The sequence below is a fragment of the Paenarthrobacter sp. Y-19 genome (assembly GCF_029223985.1).
GTDB classification, from domain to species: Bacteria; Actinomycetota; Actinomycetes; order Actinomycetales; family Micrococcaceae; genus Arthrobacter; species Arthrobacter nicotinovorans.
Genome location: NZ_CP119414.1, coordinates 3591868 through 3604200, shown reverse-complemented (window position 1 = coordinate 3604200; position 12333 = coordinate 3591868). Strand labels below are relative to the sequence as shown.

Here is a 12333-nt window from a genome sequence, read left to right as displayed (position 1 = left end):
AAGGTCGGGCTATTGTGATCTCAAGTCAATTGCAACTATCTGGTTGGAGAATCTGATGACGACCGAAGTCGCCGCCGAAACAACTGCCCCCGTGGCCCCGGCCGCAGCCCGCCCACAGGGGCCCTCCGTTCACATGCGGACGCTCATTACCTGGATCGCCATATTTCCGCTTGTATCTGTAGGAATGCTGCTGCTCGGGCCGATCATGGAGCCTTGGCATCCCGTTCTGCGCGCGCTCGTGCTGACCGCATTCGTTGTCCCCACAGCCGTCTATCTCGTGGTGCCGCGCCTCATGGCCGGCCACGGAGCGCTGTCCCGCAAAGCCGTGGAGCGCGCAGCCCAGCGCTCAGCCCGCAAGTCCGCTTAACCCAAGGCAGCCCGTATGTCCTCTTAACCCAAAGAGGGGACAGTGCACGCTCCAATGAAGGCTCATGAGAGCGCGTGCTGTCCCCTGGTTGGGTGCCGTGCCGCTTAGGACGCCCGTGCAGCCTCGACTTCTTCGCGGCTCGCATACGCGGCCTGCGTGCCCTTCTTCGTTGCGGCCAGGGCGGCGGCCACCGAGGCAAACGCGGCCGCGTCGGCCAGCGAATCACCTGCGGCCAGCCGGGCAGCAACAGCACCCGTGAACGCATCTCCGGCGCCCGTCGTGTCCACGGCGTCCACCCTGGTGGGGGAGATGCGCGTGATCTGGTCCTCCGCTCCACGGGCGAGCGAGTCCAAGACCACGGAGCCCTGCGCGCCCAGCGTCACGAGCACACGCTGCAGTCCACGGTCCGCGAACTGGGCCCGGACCGGCTCCCATTCCTCAGCTTCGGCGTCGGCATCGGGAATGTCGGCCTCCGAGCCGAGGAACATCGCGGCCTCGTGCGCATTCACCAACAGAACGTCGCTCAGGCCGGCCAGAACCTCGGGCACCTCAGCGTACGGTGAGAGGTTCAGCAGAACCGTGGCTCCGGCGTCGTGCCCTGCCTGCGCGGCGGCCACCACGGTATCCATCCCCACTTCCAGGCACAGGCAGACGACGGCAGCGTCGGCGAAAGCAGCAGCCTCCACGTCCGCTGGCCGCAGCGTCCCGTTGGCTCCGGCGGAGATGATGATGCTGTTCTCGCCGCGCGCATCGACGGAAATGACCGCGACTCCGGTAGCTGCATCGGAGCGTCGGACGCGGGACACGTCCACTCCGGCGCTGGCGGTCGAGTCCAGGAGCATGGTGCCGTTGGGGTCCTCGCCCACCGCGCCAATCAGGCTGACCTTGCCGCCGAGCTTGCTGGCAGCCACCGCCTGGTTGGCGCTCTTGCCCCCGGGGTTCACCGCGAACCCGTTGCCATGGACCGTCTCGCCTGGGTTGGGGAGGCGGTCGGTGTAGATGGTGAGGTCGGCGTTGAGGGAGCCGACGACGACGATCCCCGCTTTGGGCGCGTTGCTGCCGTTGCTCATGCGGCCACCGTCCCGGCCTCGGCCACTTCTGCGTCCACCGGCTTGGGGATCAGCAGCGAAGCGGCAAACGCGGCGAAGGTGATCGCGAGGCCCACTACCACAACGGTCAGGTACGACGCCTTGGCGTCATTCAAGGAGGCCGTTGCGACGAGGACCGCGGGAAGGACCAGGAAGCTCAACCCGGCACCGAGGTTGAAAGCGCCGGCGTTCATGCCCGGGAGGAAGCCGGGGTTGCCCTGCGGCGAAAGGACCACGCCAAGTCCGTTCAGCATGATGTTGACGGTGCCGGCGTACATGATGCCCAGCAGGGCCGTGCCCAGGATCATCATGGGCAGGTTGTTGAGGCCGAAGAACGCAATGATGGCCAGTGCCACGAGGCTGCCGACCAGGCCGATGCGCAGGACCTTGGTGTAGCCCAGAATCGGTGCGAGGCGGCCACTGATCGGGCCGAAGATCCAACCGAGCAGCGCGTACGGCGTCAGGATGATCAGCGACATCTCCGTGGGGCCGACGCCGAAGCCCGGATCGGCAGCCTGGACGTAGGCCGGGACGATGCCGTTGATGACCGCGAAGATACCGGTCATGGTGAGGGTGGTGGTCAGCAGTGGTGCCCACGTGGAGCGCTGGCGCAGATGCACGGTTTCCACCATGGGCTGCTTGGCGCGCTTCTCGACAGTCCAGAACGCAAAGAAGGCGACGGCGGCAATCACCGTCAGGCTGATGGCAAGGGTCAACGTGCCGGAATCGAAGGCGGTGGCCAGTTTGGAGCCTTCGTTCAGTGCCGTCAGCAGTGCGCCCACGGCGATCACGATGAAGAAGACGCCCAGCCAGTCCATGGTGGTGCCGGCGGCGGGCTTGCTCTCGCCGGCCAGGACGGCGATAAGGACCGTGGCCACCACGGCGAGGGCCACCATGAGCCAGAAGATGCTGCGGAAGCCGAAGTTCTCAGCGAAGTAGCCTCCGACAAAAGAGTCCACGCCGGCCACGCCGCCGTTGACGGCCGTGATGAGGCCCATGAGCGTGCCGTACTTGCGCGGGTTGCTGACGGCGGAGCGAAGCATGATCAGGCACAGCGGGACGGTCGGTCCGCTGACGCCCTGGATGATGCGGCCCACGAAGAGCCACGTCACGTCAGGGGCCATCGCGGCGATGACGGATCCGACGGCCATGAGGAGCATCATGCCCACCAGGATCTTCTTGCGGCCAACGATGTCGCTCAGGCGCGGAAGGAAGAGCGAGAACAGGGCGGCAGCGGTGAAGAACCAGGTCTGGGACAGGCCGATGGTGGCTTGATCCGTGTTGAGTTCGTTGCCCATGGTGACCAGGGCAGGGCTGAGCATGGAGGCGTTGAGCTGGAAGGCCACGCAGGCTGCCAGCAGGGCAACCATGAGCGCGGTGACGTTGCCGCGCGCGGACTTTGTTTCGGTGAGCGTGGACATTAGTTGGACTCTCCTGCCAGGACCGTTTCGGCAATCACGGTGGCGTCAGCGCCGCCGTCGTGCGTTGGTTCGCCGATCCGTTGGATCGCATCGGTGACCAGGTCCCAGAACTTCTTGTGGTCGAGGTCGACGGCCACCGAGGTGTGGCAGTCCTCCGGCGCGGGCGCGCGGAAGTCGGCTACGGTCATGCCGAGGGTGAGCTTGCCCTGGAGTTCGATGTCCACGGGCACCTTGCGGGTGGTCATGACGGTGGGATCGATGACGTAGGCCACGGCGCACGGATCGTGGACCGGCGGGAAGTCGAAGCCCTGGGCGTCCTTGTAGGTCTTCTTGAAGAATTCCATGAGTTCCAGGACGAACTTGGCCGGCTTGGTGCCGATGACCGCGATGTTGTTGACCACCTCGTCCGTGGCCAGTGCCTGGTGCGTGAGGTCGAGGCCGACCATCACCACGGGCCACTTTTCGTTGAAGACGATGTGTGCGGCCTCGGGGTCGATGATGATGTTGAACTCGGCCACCGCGCTCCAGTTGCCCACGTGGTAGCCGCCGCCCATGAGGACGACTTCCTTCACACGCTCCACGATGCGCGGTTCCTTGCGCGCGGCCATCGCGATGTTGGTGAGTCCGGCGGTGGGAACCAGCGTGACGGTGCCCGGCTCGTGCGCCATGACGGTTTCAATGATGAGGTCGACGGCGTGGCGCGGGTCGAGCTCGATGGCGGACTCGGGCTGTTCCGGGCCGTCCATGCCGGAGTCGCCGTGGATGCTGGGGGCCGTTTCGATGGTGCGGACCAAGGGGCGGTCGCAGCCGGCGGCGAACGGAACTCCGGTGATGCCTGCGATGGTGGCTACCGAGAGGGCGTTACGGGTGACTTTCTCAAGGGTCTGGTTGCCCACCACGGTGGTCACAGCGAGCAATTCGATGTCCGGGTTGCCGTGCGCCAGCAGCATTGCCACTGCGTCGTCATGGCCGGGGTCGCAGTCAAGAATAATCTTCTTGCGTGTGTTGGGGTCCACGTTTGTCTCCACGTCATTGGGGCCTGCCGGGAACTTGCCCGGGCAGGGCGATAAGCATTCAGGGCGATTCTGGCATCCGACCGGCCAGAACGTCAAACGCTTAACGTAGAGTGCGTCAAGCGCTTGATGCCTTGGCGCAGGTCAGAGCAGCGGAACAACGCTACGATCGATGCATGGAATCCCTGGATCGGCGCAGCAGCCGTGCTCATCGCACGCCCAGGGTGACGGCTGCCATGGTGGCCGCCCGGGCCGGTGTTTCCACAGCCACGGTCTCCCTGGTGGCCAACGGCAAAACCCAAGGCCGGGTATCCGACGACAACATCTCCCGCGTCCGCACTGCGATCGCCGAACTGGGCTACGTGGTGGACAGTATCGGCAGCTCGCTGGCCCGCGGAGTCAGCTCCATCGTCATCCTGGTCACCCCTGACGTGTCCAACCCGTTCTTCGCCAACGTCATCGCCGGGGTGCGGGAATCCTTGGGTGCGGAGTACCAGCTGCTCCTCTCAGTGACCGACGCCGGCGAATCGCCCCAGGCTTCCGACGTGCAGAAGTTGTTGGCCCTCCGCCCGGCAGGTTTGCTGGTGGGTGCCCCGAGCGCAGAGTTCCTGGAAGACCTTTCCGCAGCCGGTCCAATGGTGCTGCTGGACGCTCCCGGGCTGGAGTCGTACGCGCCGTCCGTGAACCTCGACGTCGCCCAAGGAGCCCGCGAACTGGCCCGGCACCTGGCTGCATCCGGACACACCCGTGCCGCCTACGTCGACGGCATCACCGGAACCGCGACGTTCCAGCTGCGCCGTGAAGCCTTCCTGGAAGAAGCCGCCGCCTGCGGGCTGGTGGTCGACGCCGGGCATGTCATCAGTACAGCGATCGACGTCGGTGCTGCCGCCGCTGCTTTCGCCGACGCCTGGCCCGCGTGGGAGCGCGAGGGGGTGACCGCCGTCGTCTGCGGTACGGATACGCACGCCTACGGCGTACTGCAGGAAGCGCGGGTGGAGGGCATCGCCATTCCGGGAAAGCTGGCCGTGGCGGGCTTCGATGATCTGCCCTACTCGGCCACCAGCAATCCCAGCCTCACCACTGTGCACCTGCCCGCGAGACCGCTGGGCCGCAGAGCTGGGGAGCAGCTCCGCGGGCTGATGGAGGGTGTGGCTCTCAAGGAGCCGCATGTGACGCTGGAGAGCTCCCTGGTGGTGCGCGGATCTACGGCGTAGAACCGGTCTACATAGCTCCGGCCGGCTATCGCTTCAACGGGCGGAGCTGTTCCTCTGTGACAGGCAGCGAAACTGTGAAGTAGATCTGCGGAGCGGTCATGTCGCCCCAGTCGTCCTTCTTCACCCGAACTGCGGAGGGCGTGACCTCCGCGATCCGCACGCGCAGCCAGCCGCCGTCGTCGAGCCGTAATTCATGGGGGTCGGCCAGGTACCGCAGGCCGAGGTCATTGAGCGTTTCCTCGGCGGTGAACCAATCCACAACGTCCGTGCGCGGGCGTCCCAGCATGTCGATGGCGACGAATCCCTCATCCACGGGCTTCATCCACCCCACATGCTCGCCGCCATCCGCACGCCGGTGCTCGATCCAGTCAGCTTCCATGCCTCCGACCGTAGCATTCGGCCATGACGTACCGGGGTTAGTGAATGACCGCCAGCAGGATGCCGACCAGCACAAATAGGCAACCGAACACGCGGTTGAGGACCTTTTGGCCCTTCTGGTCATGGGTAAAGCGTTGGAATGAACGTGCTGCCAAGGCGAAGAAGAACCACATGACAATGATGTCGATAGCGAGGACTGTTGCGGTCAGCACTACATATTGCTGTACCAGGGGCTGGTCCGGGCGGATGAACTGCGGCATGAAGGCCAGGAAGAAAACAATTGCCTTTGGGTTCAGCAGGTTGACCCAGACACCCCGCTGGAACATGGACAGTGCGGGCTCGTTCTTCTTGTCATCGACCTGCTCTTTGTCCAAGTCAGGCTTGCGCAGGAACTGGCGGATACCAAGGTAGACCAGGTACGCGGCGCCAGCGTATCGGATGACGTTGAAGATGACCGGCGAATTGGAAACCAGGACACCCACACCGAGAGCGACGATCAGGATGTGGATGATCAACGCCACCTGTTGGCCGAGGATGCCCCAGATGGAGCGTCGGAAGCCTGAGTTCAGCGAGTTGCTCATGGTGAAGATCGCGCCGGCGCCGGGAGTGAAACTGATGAGGGTGCCGGCGCCTACCAGGGCCAGCCAAAGTGAAAACTGCACCATCTCAGCTTATGCGGGGGCGGCGGGTGCCCGGGACGCGTTGCTTCCCGACCTTGTTTAGCCGCTGCAGCCACGGAATGCACCCGGAATAGGTTGATTTAGCGCTGCTGTGAGTTGAAAGAGGGTCGTGAAGGTACAGCCAAGGCCCCCGGCAATGAGGCAGACTGATCCCGTGAGCGGAACTCCCTGGGTGCTGCACGTTGATCTCGACCAGTTCATAGCGGCGGTCGAGGTACTGAGGCGGCCCGAGCTGGCCGGTAAGCCGATCATTGTCGGCGGCCGCGGAGACCCCACCGAACGGGCAGTCGTTTCGACGGCGTCCTACGAGGCCAGGGCGTTCGGCGTGGGCTCGGGCATGCCGCTGCGCATCGCAGCGCGGAAAGTGCCGGACGCCATCATCCTGCCGGTCGATCAGGAAGCCTATCTGGCGGCCTCGGAAACCGTGATGGCCACCCTGCGTGAGCAACCCGGCGCAACGGTGCAAGTGCTGGGCTGGGACGAGGCCTTTGTCGGAGTGGAAACCGAGGACCCGGTAGCTTACGCACAGCAGATCCAGGAAGCCGTGCTCGAAACCACCCGGCTCCATTGCAGCGTGGGTATCGGTGACACGCTGGTCCGCGCCAAGAACGCAACTGATTTCGGCAAACCCGCCGGCATCTTCCGCCTGACGAAGGACAACTGGCTGGAGGTCATGGGGGACAAGCCCACCATTGAGCTGTGGGGCGTCGGGCCGAAGATTTCCAAGCGGCTGGCCACCCACGGGATCACCACAGTCAACGACCTCGCTGCCGCTGATCCGCAGGACTTGGTCCCGGAATTCGGCCCGAAAATGGGCCCGTGGTACGCGCAACTGGGCCGTGGCGCGGGTGCCGCGGAAGTGGACGACACCCCTTGGGTTGCCCGGGCCCACGGCCGCGAAACCACGTTCCAACAGGACCTGACGGAACCTGGCCAGATCGAGGACGCCCTCAAGGAGCTGACGGCCCGGGTCCTGGAAGACGTCGCCGCCGAAGGTCGCCCCGTGGTTGGGTTGACGCTCAAGGTCAGGTACAAGCCGTTCTTCACCAAGACCTATGCCAGGAAAATTCCCGAGACCTACGACCGCGACGAAGTCCTGGCCCAGGCCCTCGGCCTCACCGCCAAGATCGAGCCCGACCGCCCCATCCGATTACTCGGATTGCGGGCAAAAATGGCCATGCCCGAGGAAGCCCGGAAGGGCCACACGCCAACGCGCAGCGGTTGGTAACGCCCGACGCCGGCCTGCCGCCTATCGGCGCGGACCTGACAGCTAAGATTCAATAAATAGTTTCACAATTCGCGTCACGAATTGATGGTTCACGTTCTAAGTGCATCTCCATGTTTGTCCAGCATGTCTTGGGCTTCGAAAATTGCCGGTGACTATAGTTGATCGCTTTGCGCTTCAGTATTATTCTCTAACCGGGGGTCCCGTAATGGGGATGGAGAGAAATGCAAATTGCATCATCAAGAATGAATATTGCCGTTGATACCGTCAGTGGTCGAGTTTTGGATAAGGACGCAAACGCCAGGTGTGGCGGCCGCTCCGTCACCATTTACCTGCTGTCCTCGGATGTGGATGCAACGCCCGTCAAATTTACTTTTTCCAATTTGCTCTTTGCTTTGAAGCAGTCGTTCACATGAAAAAACCAAAACTCGCAGCAGTGGTGATGCCCATCGGCTCAGTGTTGGTGGTACTGGTGATCGGCTACCTCGCTCTTCAAACGGAGGGCATGCTTAGTGGGTACTTGTTCGATCTCTCCGGCACCCCGGCCACCTCAATTGCCAAACGCTTTCCGTGGGAGCTTCAGGTCGCCACCGTGCTGGCGTGCTTCGCTGCCTCGGTTGCCTATCGAAGACTTGCAGTCGACAGGCGTCTAAAGATGCTCGTGTTTGGCACCTTGGTATTGGCGTCGGTTCTGTCTCTGCTGTTTTATGAAACCGTTCACACGACAAGGACGAGTCTCTTGGCCATGGCATTTGTTGATGGGGGCATTTCCCCACTGATATTGGGGTTTATCGCGGTCATCGCAGCGGACACGATTCACAGCAAGCGACGCCGGCCTGCCGCCTACCAGCGCGGGTGAATCGCTTCGCGGAAGTAACGGTCGTAGATATCCCGAACCCCATCGCCGAGACCCGCACCGACAACCTTCATCTCTCCGGCTTCCGCGTTGGCAGCAGCCTGCTGGGCGGAGCGGGCTCCCGGAATCACTGACGTGACGCCGTCCTGGGCTACGACCCACGCGAGGGCCGCTTGGGGGGTGGTGACGCCGTCGGGAACCAGTGCGCTGAACTCCTGCGCGGCCTTGACGCCGGTGGCGAAATCGACGCCGGAGAAAGTCTCGCCGACATCGAAAGCAGCGCCGGAGCGGTTGTAGTTCCGGTGGTCGTCGGCAGGGAATTCCGTTTCCGGCGTGTATTTTCCGGAGAGCAGGCCCGAGGCGAGCGGCACGCGGGCGATGATGCCCACGCCGGCTTCCTTGGCTGCGGGAAGAACGTCGTCAAGCGGCTTCAAGCGGAAGGCGTTCAGGATGATCTGCACGGATGCGGTGTTGCCGCGCTTGATGGCTTCCAGTGCCTCGTCTGTCCGTTCCACGCTGACGCCATAGTTGCGGATGGCGCCCTCACTGACCAGCGTATCCAGGGCGTCGTACACTTCATCGTTGCTGTAAACAGAGGTGGGCGGGCAGTGCAGCTGGACGAGGTCCAGGGTGTCCTGCTGCAGGTTGCGGCGCGAACGATCGGTCCATTCGCGGAAGTTCTTGAGGGTGTAATTTTCGGGGACCTGATCCACCCTGCGCCCCATTTTGGTGGCTACGGTGACATTCAGTTCCGGGTGGGCACTGAGGAAGCGTCCAATGAACTGCTCGCTGCGCCCATCGCCGTAGACGTCCGCGGTGTCGAAGAACGTGACGCCATGCTCCACTGAGGCTTCCAGCACGGCAAAGGCGTCCGCTTCAGTGACGGAACCCCAGTCGGCTCCGAGTTGCCATGTTCCCAGCCCGACGGTTGAAACGGATCGGCCGGTCCTGCCAAGTATGCGCTGTTCCATGGTTCCGACTATATGGGGTCAGGGGCCGGTGGAGTCCAGCTTTGCGACTTTGCCCAACAGGTATCGCCGCTCCTGGAGGCTGCGGGTTTTCCTTGCTGCGTCCAGAAACGCTGCGCGGGCCTCGGGAAAGGAGCCCGCCATCTCGTGCAGATGGGCCCTGACCGCGTCCAGGCGGTGTGACCGACCGAGTGCATCATCCAAGCCGGCGAGCAACTCCAAACCGGCGGCCGGCCCGTTCACCATCGCCACCGCAACCGCACGGTTCAGCGTCACGACGGGGCTGGGAGCCACGGCCTCCAGCACCGTGTAGAGGGCCAGGATCTGAGGCCAGTCGGTTTGGTCATGCGAGGACGCTTCGGAGTGCACAGCAGCAATCGCCGCCTGCAGTTGGTACGGCCCGGCCGCGCGCCGTCCCAGCACTGAAGACAACAACGCAATGCCCTCATCGATCTGCCCGCGGTTCCACAGGCTCCGGTCCTGCTCAGCCAGCGGAACCGGTGTTCCATCGGCCATGGCACGTGCCGGGCGACGGGAATCGGTCAGCAGCATAAGCGCCAGCAGCCCGGTCGCCTCAGGCTCCGACGGCACAGCGGCCACCAGCAACCGGGTCAGCCGGATGGCCTCCGTGGTGAGGTCCTCGCGCTGCAGCGACGAACCCGAACTCGCTGCGTAGCCTTCGTTGAAGATCAAGTACAGGACGTGAAGTACGACGCCGAGCCTCGCCTTCCGCTCGGCAGGCGGCGGCATGCTGAACGTCGCTCCCGCCTTTTGGATCCCCTGTTTCGCACGGCTGATGCGTTGTCCCATGGTCGCTTCGGGGACCAGGAAAGCCGAGGCGATTTCCGCCGTCGTGAGTCCTCCAACTGCCCGCAAGGTAAGGGCGAGTTGCGACGGTGCCGATAAGGCGGGGTGGCAGCAAAGGAACATGAGAGTAAGGGTGTCGTCTGCTTCCGGAGCTGACTGGTAGGAGTGATCGGCGTCCAAGGCCGACACACGTTCTTCGCGGGCACGCCGGGCGCTTTCGCTCCGCCACATATCCACAAGCCTTCGGTTTGCGACGGCCGTCAGCCAGGCCTTCGGATCACGTGGCATGTCATGGGGCCACTGAAGTGCGGCCTCCAGCAGGGCTTCCTGGACGGCGTCTTCGCATGCATCGAACTGGCCGTTCTTGCGTGCCAGCACGCCGAGGACCTGCGGCGCGAGGGTGCGCAGCAGGTCCTCGATGTGCATGTCCCGGTCAGAGTCCAGCTAGACCTCCGGTGGTCCGTCCGGGATGGCACGAAGCTCCACGACCTGCGCGTATTTCACAATGCTTGAGCAGATCTCCACGGCGCGTTCCTCACTGGCAACATCCACCACCCAGTAGCCCACCAAGGACTCCTTGGCCTCGGCGTAGGGTCCGTCGGTGGTGATCACGCCATCCGGGGTTTGTTTGACGAGCTTGGCCGTGCTGCCGTCGGCCAGGCCCGCGTTGAAGACGAGTTCGCCGGATTCGGTCAGGTCCTTGTCGATCTGGATCATGAAGCCGATCATTTCCCGGATCCATTCCGGATCGGCGGTCTCCATCATGCCCTCGGCCGATCCGAACATCATGATCATGTATTTCATCTCAAACTCCTTTGACGTGGCGCCCTGTGTGGGCGCTTCACCCATGGGTCGGAACAGCGGCGGACTTTTCTACATGGGTCCCAAAACTTTCTAGGCCCTGGCGATGACCTCTCCGTTGGGAATGAGGAAAAAGCCGTCTTCGGTAGCGCCCCAGCGGTGCCATCCGGCTGCGATCCGGGCGAGGTCGGCCTCGTTGGCGAAGCCGTACTCCAAGGCCTGCTCGGCAAAAGCGGAGTGCAGTACCCGTTCACTCCACACCCGGGATTGCCAGGCGCGCTGTTGGGCCGTGGCGTAGAGCCAGTTGCTGCTGGTGGGCGCCACCTGTGTGAAACCTGCCTGCTGCGCCCACGAGACCAGGCGTCGGCCGGCGTCGGGTTCTGCTCCGTTGCGGCGCGCGATCTTCTGGTAGAGCTCCATCCAGTGATCAAGTTCAGGGACTTCCGGGTACCAGCTCATGCCATGGAAATCGGCGTCCCGCACGGCAACGATAGCGCCGGGCTTGGCCACCCGGCGCATCTCGCGCAGCGCGGCGACGGGGTCGGTGAGGTGCTGGAGGACCTGGTGGGCGTGGACGAGGTCGAAGGATTCGTCTTCGAAGTCGAGATCGTAGATGTTGCCCGTCTGGAAGGTCACGTTGTCCACGCCGCGCTCGGCGGCGAGTGCGGTTGCCTGAGCCACAATATCGGCAGACCGGTCCAGGCCTATTACTTGCCCGGGCGCAACCAGCCCCGCGAAATCGCACGTTATGCTGCCAGGTCCGCAGCCGACGTCGAGGACCGATATCCCGGTGGTGAGATGCGGGATGACAAACGCGGCCGAATTTTCGACCGTCCGTGAGGCGTGGGCCCGGACAACCGACTCGTGGTGTCCGTGGGTATAGACATCTTCAGGCTGCTGCGCGTTCATAGGGAAACGCTACAACCACCCATGCCGGTTTTGGTGGAACGGCCTGAACTGCCGCTACTTCGGTTCCGGGTGCGTTGCCTGTTGGCGGGCTTCGACGGTTGCCTCCACCATGTCGGTCATGAAGCGCTGGACCAGCTCCAGTTCTTCGGTGCTGTACGCGGCCATCGCCTTGCCCATCCGGATGGCGAGCGGCATGAACATTGCGCTGCCGTCGCGGTACGCCTTGGGTGTCATGTGGAGCTGGACCTGGCGGCGGTCTGTTCCCAGGCGTTCACGGACAACATGTCCGGAGGCGTGCAGGCGATCGATCAAGGCGGTGGTGGCGGGGGAACTGAGCCGGAGTTCGGCACGGAGCACGCCGGGCGTGACCACCTTACCGGCCGCGGAGTGGCGCATGATGACGGCCAGCGCATTCATGTCGGTCCGGTGCATGTCGTTCTGCCCGCCGGCTGCGTCCACGTAATGGTTGGCCTCCAGGGTGAAGTCCTGGAGGATCCGCACGAGTTCCTGGGGCGCCGCGGTTTGGGAATCCGCTCCTGGGCGTGCGTCGGGGCGCGGGACTGATGAGTCCGACATGTCCGCCCTCCTGCCAGCGTCGTCTCGTGT

At 63.8% G+C, this 12333-nt stretch carries 15 protein-coding genes; 5 read left to right on the top strand and 10 right to left on the bottom strand.

What is annotated here, in order from left to right; translation table 11 throughout:
• The first annotated feature begins 55 nt into the window (after positions 1-55).
• Complete coding sequence (locus PYR64_RS16870) at positions 56-367, top strand: hypothetical protein (RefSeq protein WP_275776495.1); 312 nt, start codon at positions 56-58, stop codon at positions 365-367.
• A 104-nt stretch (positions 368-471) separates the two neighbouring features.
• Here the strand turns inward: PYR64_RS16870 and PYR64_RS16865 are convergent, their stop codons facing one another.
• The 3 genes from PYR64_RS16865 to PYR64_RS16855 are packed head-to-tail and all read right to left on the bottom strand — an operon-like array spanning position 472 to position 3892.
• Positions 472-1437 carry a ribokinase gene (locus tag PYR64_RS16865; RefSeq protein WP_275776493.1) on the bottom strand — a complete coding sequence of 322 codons (966 nt, stop codon included), beginning with the start codon at positions 1435-1437 and terminating at the stop codon, positions 472-474.
• Positions 1434-2876, bottom strand: coding sequence for an MFS transporter (locus PYR64_RS16860; RefSeq protein WP_275776491.1), 1443 nt, complete (start codon positions 2874-2876; stop codon positions 1434-1436). The genes PYR64_RS16865 and PYR64_RS16860 overlap by 4 nt, the downstream gene beginning before the upstream one ends.
• A complete protein-coding gene (locus tag PYR64_RS16855) occupies positions 2876-3892 on the bottom strand; it encodes a nucleoside hydrolase (protein WP_275776489.1) in 1017 nt (338 codons plus the stop codon). Before PYR64_RS16855 ends, PYR64_RS16860 begins: the two co-directional genes overlap by 1 nt.
• 173 nt (positions 3893-4065) lie before the next feature.
• On the opposite strand from PYR64_RS16855, the gene PYR64_RS16850 reads away from it, so the two are divergent.
• Positions 4066-5103, top strand: coding sequence for a LacI family DNA-binding transcriptional regulator (locus PYR64_RS16850; protein ID WP_275776487.1), 1038 nt, complete (start codon positions 4066-4068; stop codon positions 5101-5103).
• A gap of 25 nt (positions 5104-5128) precedes the next feature.
• Here the strand turns inward: PYR64_RS16850 and PYR64_RS16845 are convergent, their stop codons facing one another.
• The gene (locus PYR64_RS16845; RefSeq protein ID WP_275776485.1) at positions 5129-5482 is read right to left on the bottom strand and encodes a hypothetical protein; all 354 of its coding nucleotides are present in this window, start codon (positions 5480-5482) and stop codon (positions 5129-5131) included.
• Positions 5483-5519: 37 nt separating this feature from the next.
• Entirely contained in the window at positions 5520-6146 is a 627-nt protein-coding gene (locus tag PYR64_RS16840; RefSeq protein WP_018778217.1) for a LysE family transporter, read from the bottom strand.
• A gap of 151 nt (positions 6147-6297) precedes the next feature.
• Between PYR64_RS16840 and PYR64_RS16835 the strand changes: the two genes are divergently transcribed.
• From PYR64_RS16835 to PYR64_RS16825, 3 genes are all read left to right on the top strand, one after another.
• Positions 6298-7389: a DNA polymerase IV gene (locus tag PYR64_RS16835; RefSeq protein WP_275776483.1), complete on the top strand. Its 1092-nt coding sequence runs from the start codon at positions 6298-6300 to the stop codon at positions 7387-7389.
• Between the two features lie 221 nt (positions 7390-7610).
• A complete protein-coding gene (locus PYR64_RS16830) occupies positions 7611-7802 on the top strand; it encodes a hypothetical protein (protein ID WP_189076286.1) in 192 nt (63 codons plus the stop codon).
• The gene (locus tag PYR64_RS16825; RefSeq protein WP_144401333.1) at positions 7799-8245 is read left to right on the top strand and encodes a hypothetical protein; all 447 of its coding nucleotides are present in this window, start codon (positions 7799-7801) and stop codon (positions 8243-8245) included. The genes PYR64_RS16830 and PYR64_RS16825 overlap by 4 nt, the downstream gene beginning before the upstream one ends.
• On the opposite strand, the gene PYR64_RS16820 is transcribed toward PYR64_RS16825, so the two are convergent.
• The 5 genes from PYR64_RS16820 to PYR64_RS16800 form a co-directional block, all read right to left on the bottom strand.
• Positions 8230-9213 (bottom strand): aldo/keto reductase, encoded by a 984-nt coding sequence (locus tag PYR64_RS16820; protein WP_275776479.1) that lies wholly within the window; start codon positions 9211-9213, stop codon positions 8230-8232. The two genes, PYR64_RS16825 and PYR64_RS16820, sit on opposite strands and share 16 nt — an antisense overlap.
• Positions 9214-9231: 18 nt before the next feature.
• A complete protein-coding gene (locus PYR64_RS16815; protein WP_275776477.1) occupies positions 9232-10443 on the bottom strand; it encodes a DUF6596 domain-containing protein in 1212 nt (403 codons plus the stop codon).
• An 18-nt stretch (positions 10444-10461) separates the two neighbouring features.
• Positions 10462-10821 carry a YciI family protein gene (locus PYR64_RS16810; protein WP_018778223.1) on the bottom strand — a complete coding sequence of 120 codons (360 nt, stop codon included), beginning with the start codon at positions 10819-10821 and terminating at the stop codon, positions 10462-10464.
• Between the two features lie 90 nt (positions 10822-10911).
• Positions 10912-11727 (bottom strand): class I SAM-dependent methyltransferase, encoded by an 816-nt coding sequence (locus tag PYR64_RS16805; protein WP_018778224.1) that lies wholly within the window; start codon positions 11725-11727, stop codon positions 10912-10914.
• 54 nt (positions 11728-11781) lie between these two features.
• Positions 11782-12303: a MarR family transcriptional regulator gene (locus PYR64_RS16800; RefSeq protein WP_018778225.1), complete on the bottom strand. Its 522-nt coding sequence runs from the start codon at positions 12301-12303 to the stop codon at positions 11782-11784.
• Positions 12304-12333 lie beyond the last annotated feature (30 nt).

Coding starts and splice junctions, on each gene's coding strand:
- PYR64_RS16870 (WP_275776495.1), top strand. CDS start 56: ATGACGACCGAAGTCGCCGCCGAAACAACTGCCCCCGTGGCCCCGGCC.
- PYR64_RS16865 (WP_275776493.1), bottom strand. CDS start 1,437: ATGAGCAACGGCAGCAACGCGCCCAAAGCGGGGATCGTCGTCGTCGGC.
- PYR64_RS16860 (WP_275776491.1), bottom strand. CDS start 2,876: ATGTCCACGCTCACCGAAACAAAGTCCGCGCGCGGCAACGTCACCGCG.
- PYR64_RS16850 (WP_275776487.1), top strand. CDS start 4,066: ATGGAATCCCTGGATCGGCGCAGCAGCCGTGCTCATCGCACGCCCAGG.
- PYR64_RS16845 (WP_275776485.1), bottom strand. CDS start 5,482: ATGGAAGCTGACTGGATCGAGCACCGGCGTGCGGATGGCGGCGAGCAT.
- PYR64_RS16840 (WP_018778217.1), bottom strand. CDS start 6,146: ATGGTGCAGTTTTCACTTTGGCTGGCCCTGGTAGGCGCCGGCACCCTC.
- PYR64_RS16835 (WP_275776483.1), top strand. CDS start 6,298: ATGAGGCAGACTGATCCCGTGAGCGGAACTCCCTGGGTGCTGCACGTT.
- PYR64_RS16830 (WP_189076286.1), top strand. CDS start 7,611: ATGCAAATTGCATCATCAAGAATGAATATTGCCGTTGATACCGTCAGT.
- PYR64_RS16825 (WP_144401333.1), top strand. CDS start 7,799: ATGAAAAAACCAAAACTCGCAGCAGTGGTGATGCCCATCGGCTCAGTG.
- PYR64_RS16820 (WP_275776479.1), bottom strand. CDS start 9,213: ATGGAACAGCGCATACTTGGCAGGACCGGCCGATCCGTTTCAACCGTC.
- PYR64_RS16815 (WP_275776477.1), bottom strand. CDS start 10,443: ATGCACATCGAGGACCTGCTGCGCACCCTCGCGCCGCAGGTCCTCGGC.
- PYR64_RS16810 (WP_018778223.1), bottom strand. CDS start 10,821: ATGAAATACATGATCATGATGTTCGGATCGGCCGAGGGCATGATGGAG.
- PYR64_RS16805 (WP_018778224.1), bottom strand. CDS start 11,727: ATGAACGCGCAGCAGCCTGAAGATGTCTATACCCACGGACACCACGAG.
- PYR64_RS16800 (WP_018778225.1), bottom strand. CDS start 12,303: ATGTCGGACTCATCAGTCCCGCGCCCCGACGCACGCCCAGGAGCGGAT.